Source organism: Wohlfahrtiimonas sp. XWW7 (assembly GCF_056716055.1).
The window spans coordinates 1,948,858-1,961,069 of the sequence record NZ_CP168032.1; the positions used below are offsets into that span (position 1 = coordinate 1,948,858).

10 protein-coding genes are annotated in these 12,212 nt (G+C 36.3%); 1 reads left to right on the top strand and 9 read right to left on the bottom strand.

The annotated features are described in order from the left end of the window. Positions 1 to 264: 264 nt before the first annotated feature. Positions 265 to 1,788, top strand: coding sequence for a carbon starvation CstA family protein (locus ACA100_RS09335; RefSeq protein ID WP_481077440.1), 1,524 nt, complete (start codon positions 265 to 267; stop codon positions 1,786 to 1,788). 124 nt (positions 1,789 to 1,912) lie between these two features. Here ACA100_RS09335 and ACA100_RS09340 read toward each other — a convergent pair whose 3' ends face one another. From ACA100_RS09340 to purN, 9 genes are all read right to left on the bottom strand, one after another. Continuing rightward, positions 1,913 to 2,704, bottom strand: coding sequence for an aspartate dehydrogenase (locus ACA100_RS09340; RefSeq protein WP_481077441.1), 792 nt, complete (start codon positions 2,702 to 2,704; stop codon positions 1,913 to 1,915). Positions 2,705 to 2,707: 3 nt separating this feature from the next. Further along, positions 2,708 to 3,976: a phosphoribosylamine--glycine ligase gene (gene purD, locus ACA100_RS09345; RefSeq protein WP_481077442.1), complete on the bottom strand. Its 1,269-nt coding sequence runs from the start codon at positions 3,974 to 3,976 to the stop codon at positions 2,708 to 2,710. Between the two features lie 174 nt (positions 3,977 to 4,150). Then, entirely contained in the window at positions 4,151 to 4,561 is a 411-nt protein-coding gene (locus tag ACA100_RS09350; protein WP_481077443.1) for a c-type cytochrome, read from the bottom strand. Positions 4,562 to 4,577: 16 nt separating this feature from the next. After that, on the bottom strand, positions 4,578 to 6,161 hold the full coding sequence (locus tag ACA100_RS09355) for a flavin monoamine oxidase family protein (protein WP_481077444.1): 1,584 nt from the start codon (positions 6,159 to 6,161) through the stop codon (positions 4,578 to 4,580). Positions 6,162 to 6,498: 337 nt separating this feature from the next. Continuing rightward, positions 6,499 to 7,590: an AAA family ATPase gene (locus ACA100_RS09360; protein WP_481077445.1), complete on the bottom strand. Its 1,092-nt coding sequence runs from the start codon at positions 7,588 to 7,590 to the stop codon at positions 6,499 to 6,501. Continuing rightward, positions 7,583 to 8,398, bottom strand: a complete 816-nt coding sequence (locus ACA100_RS09365) for a hypothetical protein (protein WP_481077446.1) — start codon at positions 8,396 to 8,398, stop codon at positions 7,583 to 7,585. Before ACA100_RS09365 ends, ACA100_RS09360 begins: the two co-directional genes overlap by 8 nt. Before the next feature lie 435 nt (positions 8,399 to 8,833). Next, positions 8,834 to 9,814, bottom strand: a complete 981-nt coding sequence (tdcB, locus tag ACA100_RS09370) for a bifunctional threonine ammonia-lyase/L-serine ammonia-lyase TdcB (RefSeq protein WP_481077447.1) — start codon at positions 9,812 to 9,814, stop codon at positions 8,834 to 8,836. A gap of 215 nt (positions 9,815 to 10,029) precedes the next feature. After that, a complete protein-coding gene (gene purH / locus ACA100_RS09375; protein ID WP_481077448.1) occupies positions 10,030 to 11,571 on the bottom strand; it encodes a bifunctional phosphoribosylaminoimidazolecarboxamide formyltransferase/IMP cyclohydrolase in 1,542 nt (513 codons plus the stop codon). A 2-nt stretch (positions 11,572 to 11,573) separates the two neighbouring features. Next, positions 11,574 to 12,146, bottom strand: a complete 573-nt coding sequence (gene purN, locus ACA100_RS09380) for a phosphoribosylglycinamide formyltransferase (protein ID WP_481077449.1) — start codon at positions 12,144 to 12,146, stop codon at positions 11,574 to 11,576. Positions 12,147 to 12,212 lie beyond the last annotated feature (66 nt).

Consider the following 12,212-nt stretch of genomic DNA (forward strand, 5'->3'; position numbering starts at 1 on the left):
CACTAGTATGACACACAACTTCACATAAAATCACAATTATATGCATAAAGTTTTTGATGATAAATCAAAAAAATTCTACTTGTAAATAAATATTAATCTTATTTGTAAATAAGCACTTACAACAAAAGCTACAAGTCAACTACAATTTTTTTAAACCAATGACTATACAAAATGTTTAATTCACGTTATATATCTTGCTGTACCAATAAAAAATTCTAAGCAAAAATCATTCTTTAATATTCAATGTTTTGGGAGACATTAAATATGTATACATTTATAGGTGGGATTATATTATTAATACTTGGGTATTTTACCTACGGTAAATATGTTGAAAAAGTATTTGGCACAAAAGAGCGACCAACACCAGCTTTTACCAACAGTGATGGTGTTGACTATGTGCCTATGAATACAACAAAAAACTCTTTGATTCAGTTATTAAACATTGCAGGTGTTGGCCCAATCTTTGGCCCGATCTTAGGTGCATTATATGGCCCTGCTGCTTTCATTTGGATTGTTTTAGGCTGCATTCTAGCGGGCGGCGTTCATGACTATTTAACAGGCATGATCTCTATTCGTAATCGCGGCGCACACTTACCAGAATTGGCAGAAAAATTCTTAGGTAAAGCGATGCGACACATTGTGAATGGTTTTGCATTATTACTATTAGTATTAGTAGGTACCGTATTTGTTTCTGCACCTGGTCAATTGTTATATGATTTAATGGGCGGAAAAATCGGTTTTGCTATCATTGTTGGCGTGATTTTTGCTTACTATGTATTAGCAACATTATTACCTATCGATAAGATTATCGGCCGCTTCTATCCTTTCTTTGGTGCATTATTAGTTTTAAGTGCGATCGGCATTGGTTTTGGTTTAGTTGTGACAGGCGAAGCTGCAAACATTCCTGAATTGACATTAGATAACCTCCACCCTGGTGGTTTAGCGATCTTCCCATTGTTATTCTTAACAATCTCTTGTGGTGCATTATCAGGCTTTCATGCAACTCAATCACCAATCATCTCAAGAACAACTCAGCATGAATTCCATGGCCGTAAAATTTTCTACGGCATGATGATTGCTGAAGGTGTTATTGCAATGATCTGGGCTGCGGCTGCAATGGCAATGTTCTATGAGCCGAACGCTCCATTTGGCGCAGGTTTATCAGCAGTATTAAAAGAAGGTGGTCCTGCATTAGTTGTAAGTAAAGTTGCTATCACAATGTTAGGTGGCGTTGGTGGTACATTAGCTATCCTTGGTGTAATTATTTTACCAATCACATCTGGCGATACAGCTTTCCGAAGTGCACGTATGATCATTGCTGACTATTTAAAAGTGTCACAAAAAGCAATTTCAAAGCGTTTATGGATCGCATTACCGATGTTTGTTATCTCTGCAATCTTATTACAAATCGACTTTAACATCTTATGGAGATATTTCTCTTGGGCTAACCAATCAACTGCTGTTATCGCATTGTTTGTAGGTTCAATGTATCTTTACATTGGTGGCAAAAACTATTGGATCTCATTATTACCAGGTTCATTTATGTTAATGGCAACAACTACTTATATCTTAGAACAAAAAATTGGATTTGGTTTAGCATCAGATGTTGCATTCATCGGTGCGACAATCATCTCTTTAGCAATCATTTCAGCATTCTTCTGGCAAGCAAAACGCCAAAAAGCTGCAAACCTTCCTTTAGAAGAAGATCTATCTGGCTGGAATGGTGAAGTCAGTGGCGCGTTTGTATTCAGCTGTAAAGGCAATGCACCTGCTCAAGATTTCCAATAAGCTGTAATCTATAATACAAAACCGTCTAATTCACAATTAGGCGGTTTTTCTTTTATAGTTATGACTAAATAAAATCAGATCTAAAAATTAAACAATATCTAGAATCTTATTTAAAAAAACAGTTTTACATCACAAATGTATTCGTCAGTTGATGACAATAATGAGCAACGCTTAATGCTGCTAACATAGATGTTTTAGGATTATCTGCCAATGGCATACCTGCCATAGTAATAGCCATTTCACCAAATTCACCCACAACCTGTATATGATGCTGATTGCGCTCAATAGTTGGATCTGCGATCAATTCCACTAATGTGTGATCCATGCCAATGCCTGATAAACCAATTGTCGCTGCCACATTTGCATTGGCAGGGAACATTTGAGCAGCTTCGCGTGCTGTACCTTTGAAAAAAATTGTAGGCTCTTTAATCATTGATAAATCAATCAGAGATTCCGCAGGACTTCCCTGCCAACTTTGTGGCGGTTTTCTCCCCTGATAAACCACAGATGTTAACCCCGCAATTTTAGCGGCTGATAATCCATCCATTCCCGCAACTGCACCTGATAAAATATGTACTTGGCAGCAATGATCTTTAGCCATTTGTCTAACATCGGCTTCAAAATCAGCATCTGCAAATGCACCCACAGAAATGACACCAATGTCCAAGCCTTTAGCCAAAACATCGACAATGTGCTGTTTTAAACCAGATTGCCCAGCCATTTCAACCACCAAATCAGGCTGCCCAATCAACTGTGAAACTTTTGAAATTACTTGGACTGAATCACCCAATAACTTTTGCGTCTGCACCACTTTTTCAGGCTTGACTAACAAATAACCGAGCGAAATATCGCTCGGTAGATTTGCTAATACATTTTTAGCCATGGCACCATAACCTATCACCATGATCTTTTTCATATTTTATACTGATTGCTTTTTAAAACGATGTCCGATATCTGTACGGAAGAATGTACCTTCTGTCGAAACTTGATCCATCATGCCGTACGCATTTGCTTTTGCTTCTTTAAATGTTGGTGCGCTGCCAGTTACCACTAAAATACGACCACCATTAGATACAATCTGGCCATCTTTTTCTGCAACACCTGCATTGAATACCATATTTGTCACGCCATCTGTCGTCACAGATTTTAATGGATAACCCAACTTAGGATCTTGAGGATAACCCTCTGAGGCTAAAACTACGCCCACGCAATATTCATTTTTCCATTCAACATTAGGCATTTCACCTTCTGTTAACATAGATAAAATGACATCCACCAAGTCACTTTCTAATAATGGTAAAATCACTTCAGCTTCAGGATCACCAAAACGCGCATTGAACTCGATTGTTTTAAAACCTTCTTTCGTTAAGATCAAGCCACCGTACAAAAATCCTGTAAATGGCTTACCTTCTTTCACTAAACCATCTGCAACTGGCTGCATGATCGTTTTTACTGCGATCGCTGTTTCATCACTATCAGCTGTGAAACATGGCGCATAAGCACCCATTCCACCAGTATTCGGACCTTCATCATTATCATAAGCACGCTTATGATCTTGCGCCATCACCATTGGCACTACTTTACTACCATGAACAAAACACATCAGTGAATATTCATCACCTTCTAAAAATTCTTCCACAACAATGCGCGCGCCAGCATCACCGAAGCGATTATCTTCCAGCATATCTACAACTGTTGCTTTTGCTTCTTCTAGAGTCTGTGGCAATACAACGCCTTTACCCGCAGCTAAACCATCTGCTTTAATGACGATTGGCACACCAACTTCTTCAATATATTCAATAGCTTTCGCTGCATTTGTGAACGTCTGATGTGCAGCTGTTGGTACATTGTATTGATTCATAATGATTTTAGCGAAATCTTTACTGCCTTCGATCTGTGCTGCATTTTGGTTTGGCCCCCAAACTTTAATGCCTTTTGCATTCATTTGATCAGCAACACCTGCCACTAAACTGGATTCTGGCCCAACAATGACAAGATCAATATGATTATTTTCTGCCCAATTTGCTAATTCTTCAGCATTGGTTTCAGAAATATTGATTAACTGTGCAACATCTTTCATGCCCACATTGCCTGGTGCTACAAATACGTCTGAAACTTTCGCACTCTGCTTTACTTTCCAAGCCAAAGCATGTTCACGTCCACCTTTACCAACAATTAAAATTTTCATCGTTTGTCTTTTCTCGCTCACTAAAATATTGAAATCATGGTGCTACAAAGCGGCTCATATAATACCATTCATTGGATTAATACATAAGTAAAAAGGCAGTTTCCTTATGGAAACTGCCTAAAAACTCATTCGACATCTTATCCGATGGATTAAGATGAAAAATTAAAGCGAAATTTAGTTCAAATCATTATAGTCATAATTCGGCACGCGCATTGGTGCAACTTCTTTAGCTGTAATTTTTTCTTCCACACCATTGAAGTCATTACGAATATAATTCACGACATTCGCGATCTGCTCATCATCCAAAATACCGCCCAATGCAGGCATGCCGTGCAAACCATACAATACAACGATAGAAGGATAAGCAGATTGTTGTAACTTAGGATTATCCACCAAGCTTGGGTAGAAACCAGCACCCACAGCACCTTTACCATCTGGCATATGACAACCTGCACAAGAAGAGTTATAAATTTCTTCTCCGCCTCTCACTTCAATCACGCCGCTACCTGATAATCCACCTGCACCATCTGCATAAACAAAGTTCATCATGCTCAATAAAGCAGTACCTAAAAGAATCTTTTTCATCTGTCTCGTCCTTCAATTATTTCTTAGATGCTTTGTCGTTCAATTGGCGAATTGCTTCTAATGAAGACAGAATCGCACCTTCTTGCCATGCAGGAATGTAAGAAACATGCTCACCTGCCAAAACTACACGGTTATCCATAGTGGACACATCTTTGAAATGTTTTTCACGAGTGCTATCAGTCCATAAACCGTAACAACCTAAAGTTGAAGGTACACGATGCCAAGCAACAGAAATACCATTATCAAACTCTGCTTTACCTTGAGGATGGATCTTATTGAAATCTTCCATCACTTTAGCCATACGATTTTCTGGTGTTCTTGCAGAGAAATCAAATGAGTTAATACCAAATTGGTAAGCGGCTAAAACCACACCTTTACCTTTTGACAAGTATTGATCACTTGGATAAGAGATTTGACCAATGTCTAAATCTGTAAAGGTAATGCCACCATAAATTTGCTCATCCTCTTCCCAGAAACGACGCTTAAATTGAACGCCCGCCTTGAAGCTTGTTGCATAGTGAACAGCTGCAATACCATCCTTAACTTTTCTGCTTAAATTGTTTTTGATCTGCGCAAGAATTGAGAAAGGAATCGTACAAACACACCATTCAGCCGTTTCTACTTTTTCCTTATCACCGTCCGCCATATCAATATAAGTCACTTTTACGCCATTATCATCTTGCGTAATTTCTGTCACTTTTGAGCTTAATTTAATTTCATTCATCAAGCCTTTTGCCATCGCCATTGGTAATTGATCCATCCCGCCAACAGGTTGGAACATTGTCGATGCATATTCAATATTGAAATGCATGTTCAAAGCTGACCATAAATTTGACGATAATACATCATCAAAATTCAAAGGCTTTGAAGGCACAGGACCATGTGTTGCTGTTGCTGGTGTTCCCCAGCCACGGAAATGAGAACCAGTTTCGCCAGTGTAGCGATAATTCTTATCCAAAGCACCCCAATCTTTCAAGGCTTCTAATAGCATCTCTTTATTTTCTTGAGTGATTGAATCATCTAATTGATTTTGGCTAATTGATTTCGCCAACAATTCATTTGTATGACCACGGAAGTCAGAGAAAATTTCACGATAACGTTGAGGTTGACCATCAAATGCATGTGAATTATGCAAATAAGCATTCTGATTCACTTGTTGGAATGGCTGCATTTGTACGCCAAATTCACGTGCATAATGTAAATAACCTTGGTGATGATAAGGCACACGCCATGGACCTGGATTGAAGTATTGGCCTTCATCAAATTCACATTTTTGTGTGTGTCCACCTAATTCAGTATAAACATCACCGCCACGCAATGACCAAGCACGCCCACCGACGCGATCGTTATAATCCAAAACTTTAACTTTATAGCCTGCTTTTTTTAATTCATAAGCAGCAACTAAACCTGCTAAACCTGCACCCAAAATCAAAACTGTTGACCCTTTTGGGGCATTTGTTAAGTTTGGCGTACCATTGAAATCGCTTTTATTCATCAAGCCGAAAGCCATCATTGAATTATAAACAGCGAATCCCCCAGCTGTCGCGCCAATCATTTTAAGAAGGTCACGACGCTTCATATCTTTAGCTTCATTAGCCATATTTTCCCCTTACTCCTTGGTACATATTTGATGTTAATCAAGATTTAAAAATCTACTTTGTGATTAACATCAAGAATATTTTTTACTACTCGTGCTAATGCACGATAGGCGGGGGATCATAGCACAGCTAATTTTTATTAAATGCCGAAATTTAGAGCAAATAAATATCACAAAAATCAATAGATTATTATATTTGTGTAAAAATCACTCTAAAAATTCATATATTTTTCAAATGAATATGATAAAGAGAATTATTTGCATTTGAGCAAAAATAATACATAAAACAATGTATTTTGGGCATAATTCATACACTTTAGATTTATACTAAAATTAGACATCACCTTAAATATTTATCAAAGAGCAACTCTTCTATAACAGATTGCACCTTCGACTTAATAGTTCTAGCATTTTCCCCTTTAGCATGGATTTGTAAACTCACACGAGCATAAATCTCGTCTTTATTTAAATAAGCAGAATATTCCGATTCTCTATCATTTAGTTCTTTTTGAACTATGCAATAAATATCATCAACAGAAAAATCATTAAACTTAATTAATTTATCTATTCGATAAAATATGGGAGCTCCTAATTCTTTCTGCATTTCATTTATATTCTTATAGTTTGATGTAAGAATAATCAAGGTATTCGATATATCAACTCGATAGCTTTTATCTTCAAATGTAGTATTATCAAACAATGTGTAAAATGCAGAATAAAAACTCTCAGGACATTTATCTAATTCATCAAAAAAAAGTAAATTTGAAGTTCTCTCTAATAATTCATAACCCAACGATCTCAAAGTAGCTTTTTCACCAAAAAAATAATCTGCATATGAGTTATTACGAAACATAGATAAATGCTTTTCAAAAAACTTATTATTATAAAACTTTTCAGCAATTTCCCTGACCAATTGAGTTTTACCCAAACTACTACTTCCATATAGCATAATAACATATGGTTTTTTTCTATTAACTTTTGATAAATACAACAGAGATTTACTAACTTCTTTTACAGCATTATTTTGTCCAATAATATTTTGGTTGATTTGATCAATATTATCTGAAAAATTTCCTACGCCTACCAAATTAATATACTGTTCTTTGAAAAATTCAGGTTGATTACTAAGATTTAAACTAGATAAATATGTATAAAAACTTATTGGAGGATTATGTAAGTAAATTTCAGCATCATCAGAAGTCATTGTGTCAAGAATAGCCCCTAGCCTCTCTATAGCGTTCTCTGTAATACCATGATAATCTTTATTACTAACTATTATAATAGGTAAACTAGGTAATTTTTCATGTTGATCGCCCATTTTTATGAACTTCATAAACTCTAGTGCTGAGTTATCAGGCAATAACAATTGCTTTATTTTTTCCTCAAGAAAACTCCTTGAACCAATTACTATTTTATATTTTCTATTATTCATTATGATTATCACTAATTGTACTAACAGAGGCATAGACAACATCATATAGTTTTACTGTTTTCACACCATTATCATTATCTATATCCAGCGATAAATTATCTTCATCTAAATCCGAATACTTTATGATCTTAGAAGGATAAATATCTGCCAAAATTTGTGAAGACTCAACTCCTGGTAACAATTTATGCATTTCATTTAATTGTTTAAAAAAATCAAAATCTTCGGTCAAAAACTCACCAACCTCAATACAATACATATCCATATGTGTATATAATAAATCTTGTCTTTTATAATTACTTACAAATGCTGTGTTATTGAATCTAACATACTGAGAATCATTTATCTTATAAGTATCATAACCTTCCATACCACTCAAAACATCGTTAAATTCCGTTACATTCATACCTTCAACACCTTCCCTTGCTATTCTAAGATAGGCACCTGCTACTCTAAAAAAGGTAGAAGAGTTTTTAATATCATCAACCTTCTTATTATTAAAATGCTTTAACGAAGGTTTAATTTTAGAGTTAAATTCTGAAACTTCAGTGGAATTGATCGTAACAGTTTGGTTTTTAGAAATTATGTATTCTTGTATTGCATTAGCAGAAAATAAAAATTTTACTCTAGTAAAAAAGGGAACAGAAAATTTCGTCTCAATTTCTGTACCTGCATTAATTTTAAGATTTCCTTTACTAGCATTGCTAGATATATTTTGCATTATCTTATCCCCTTGATTCAAAACTTGTAGCATGTTGCTAATTGTCTCTCTATCAAAGTAAATAATTTTATCTAACTTCAAATTTTTCATTGTACTGATACTCTCTATCTATCCGACCAAACAGCCAATTCATAACCATTCAAATTTTTAAAATGGAAACATTTATCACCAGGGAATTCAAAAACCTCCGCAGTGATAATTCTGCCTGCATTCTTTATATTATTTAATATATTTTTAAATCATGATTAAATAATATAACTAAGCACTACCATTAGAATTTACACCATCCGTTTGGAAGAAGCCACCTTTCAAAGCACCTGAATTAAACTCACAATATTACTCACCATAATCCACAAACTCCCAACTCAAAGCAGAATAAAATGCTTTGCTTTTGGCAAAGTTTTTTACATTAAACTCAATGTAATTAATCGCGGTAATTTCTGTTGCCATGCTTTATATTTCCTTTGATGCAAAACAGTACATATGTATTAATTATGTACAATATTTAATAATATTGATTATCCATTATGAGTTTAAGATTAAAGCCAATTTTGTTAAATCAATATTACCGCCAGAAATAATCGCAACAGTTTTCTTACCTTCGATATATTCAGAGCCTATTTTGCCACTCAAAATCGCCGCTGTAGATAATGCACCTGCGCCTTCGCTGATGATTTTATTACGCTGAACCAATGCAATCATACTCTTTTTAATCTCTTCTTCACTGACCGTGACAACGTCTGTCACTAAGCTTTTCGTGATTTTGAATGTCAGTTCACCTGGCGTTGCAACATCGCAACCATCAGCAATTGTACTATTATCACGGTGCGTAATTACCTTGCCTACTGCTAAAGATGCAGCCATACCATGAACATTATCCGCTTGCACACCAAAAATATTAATATTTGGATTAAATGATTTTAAAGCAACTGCGATCCCAGCAATCAAACCACCGCCACCAATTGGTACAACGATATTATCAACATCCCATAAATCTTCTAAAATCTCTAAGCCGATCGTACCTTGCCCTGCAATCACTTTTGGATCATCATAAGGATGAATAAATACTCGACCTTCTTCCTGCACGATTTGTTGTGCCTTTTGCATGGTTTCATTGAAGTTTTGCCCATATAAAACAACTTCTGCACCATAACCTTTTGTTGCATCAATCTTAGCTTTGGGTGCTGTTTCTGGCATTACAATTTTCGCATTGATCCCAAGCATTTTGCCTGATAATGCAACACCTTGTGCATGATTCCCAGCAGAACAAGCCACAACACCATGTTGAGCCTCTTTGTCCGTCAAAGAACTTAATTTATTAAAAGCACCACGCATTTTGAATGAACCTGTGCGCTGCATATTTTCAAATTTAATATAAATATCACCTTGGCATTTTTCACTGAGGTAATTACTGCGCGAAAGACCTGTTTGATACACTTTGCCGTTCACCGCTTTTTGTGCATCGCGAATATCTTTCATTGTTATTGGTAGATTAAATAGATCCATGCACTTTCCTTATTGAGTTCGTAAACAATTATTTGAATTTTAAGAAAGTATTATATAGGAGCGGATGAATAGATAAAAATATTATAGTAATTTATATTCAATCTTAGAAATGATTAATTAATCTATTAATTAATCCACTGCCACCCGAGGAGATAGATGGCGCCTTTGCTTGAGGTGAAATGCCATCTATTCCTCGGTGACCGTATTAACTTTAATTAGTGTTTAAAATGACGCTTCTTAGTAAACACCATTGTGATGCCGTATTTGTTCGCAACATCGATTGAACCTTGATCCTTAATAGAACCGCCAGGCTGGATGATTGCTTTGATACCTGCTTTCGCAGCTAATTCCAAAGTATCTGACATTGGGAAGAATGCATCAGAAGCCATCACATTGCCTTCAACTTTCGCACCTGCTTGTTCTAATGCAATGCGAGCTGCACCTACACGGTTCATTTGACCTGCGCCGATTCCCAAAGTTTGGCCTTCTTTAGCCACAACAATCGCGTTAGACTTCACATGCTTCACAACTTTCCATGCGAATACTAAAGCTTCTTTCTCTTCTTCTGTTGGTGCACGTTCTGTTACTACATCAAAGTCAGCAAAGTTGATTTCGCCACGATCTTTAGTTTGTAACAACAAACCACCATTCACAGCCGTTGTTGTGTAAGCATTATCAAATTCTGTTTGAATTGCAGGGTTAGCCAATAAGCGGATATTTTTCTTAGCTTCTAAAATCGCACGCGCTTCTTCTGTGAAGTCTGGTGCAATGATCAATTCTAAGAAAATTTTGCCCATTTCTTCAGCTGTTTGCGCATCCACTGTTTGATTCGTTGCAATGATGCCACCGAAGATAGAAGTAGGGTCAGCTTCAAATGCTTTTGTCCAAGCTTGGAAAAGATCTTTACCTGTACCAACGCCACAAGGATTCATGTGCTTAACAGCTACAACTGCTGGCTCACTATATTCCAACATGATATTAACAGCAGCATTCGCATCTTGAATATTGTTATAAGACAACTCTTTACCATGCAATTGCTTAGCAAACGCCAACGCATTGCTTTCCGCTAAAGGTGTGCGATAGAACGCTGCTTCTTGATGTGGGTTTTCGCCGTAACGCAATGGTTGCTGCTTTTCAAAAGTTACTGTCAATTTATCTGGGAATACATCGCCCAATGTGCGTGCAAAATAATCTGCAATCAATGCATCATAAGCAGCTGTTGTTTGGAATACTTTCAACGCTAAACGTTTACGAGTTTCCAATGTTGTATCACCATTGTTTTTGATCTCTTCGATCACAATGTTGTAATCTAAAGGATCAGTCACAACCGTTACAAAAGCATGGTTTTTCGCAGCTGAACGCAACATTGAAGGGCCACCGATATCGATGTTTTCAATCGCATCTTGATACGTTACACCAGGTTTTGAAATTGTCTCTTTGAATGGATACAAGTTTACGCAAACTAAATCGATGTATTCAATGCCATTGTCTTGCATCGCTTTTGTATGCTCTTCATTGCCACGAATCGACAATAAACCACCGTGAACTTTAGGATGCAAAGTTTTAACACGGCCATCCATCATTTCAGGAAACTCTGTGATTTCAGAGATATCTTTAACTGGAATACCCGCATCAAAAATCGCTTTTTTTGTGCCGCCTGTAGAAATTAATTCATAGCCTAAATCAGCCAATAATGTTGCAAATTCTACGATTCCTGCTTTATCGCTTACACTCAATAATGCACGCTTTTTAGACACGGTTACTTCTCCTTGTTAAATAAATTTTCTAAAGTTGCTGGATACAAACGATGCTCAACGGCGTGGATCATACCTTCCACTTCCTCGAGAGATTCTTCACCAGTTAATTGAATTGATTTTTGAGCAATGATTGTTCCAGTATCCATGCCTTCATCCACATAGTGAATAGAAACACCGATCTCTTTTTCCCCTGCACGGTATGCTTGCCCAATGGCATCCTTGCCTTTATATGCTGGCAGTAATGACGGATGGATATTAATAATATGATTAGGATAAGCTTTTAATAACTCTTCACCCACCAAACGCATAAATCCTGCCAAAACCACCCACTCAATGTTGAGTGATTGCATTTTTTCTACTAAAACCTTTTCATAAGCCGCTTTTGACTCAAAGGCTTTAGGATCGAACACTAAAGTTTCTATACCTTCACGTTCTGCTTTTGTAATAATCCCTGCATTTTGTTGATCACACACAACAAGCATGACTTCTGCTTGCAAATGACCATTATTCACCCATTTCATAATGGCTTCAAAATTGGTACCACTTCCTGAACCAAAAACTGCAATTTTTGTCATTAGATATCCATATGATTAATCATTATCAATATAAATTTTTCTAAAGTTATTTCACTTTAAAATAAA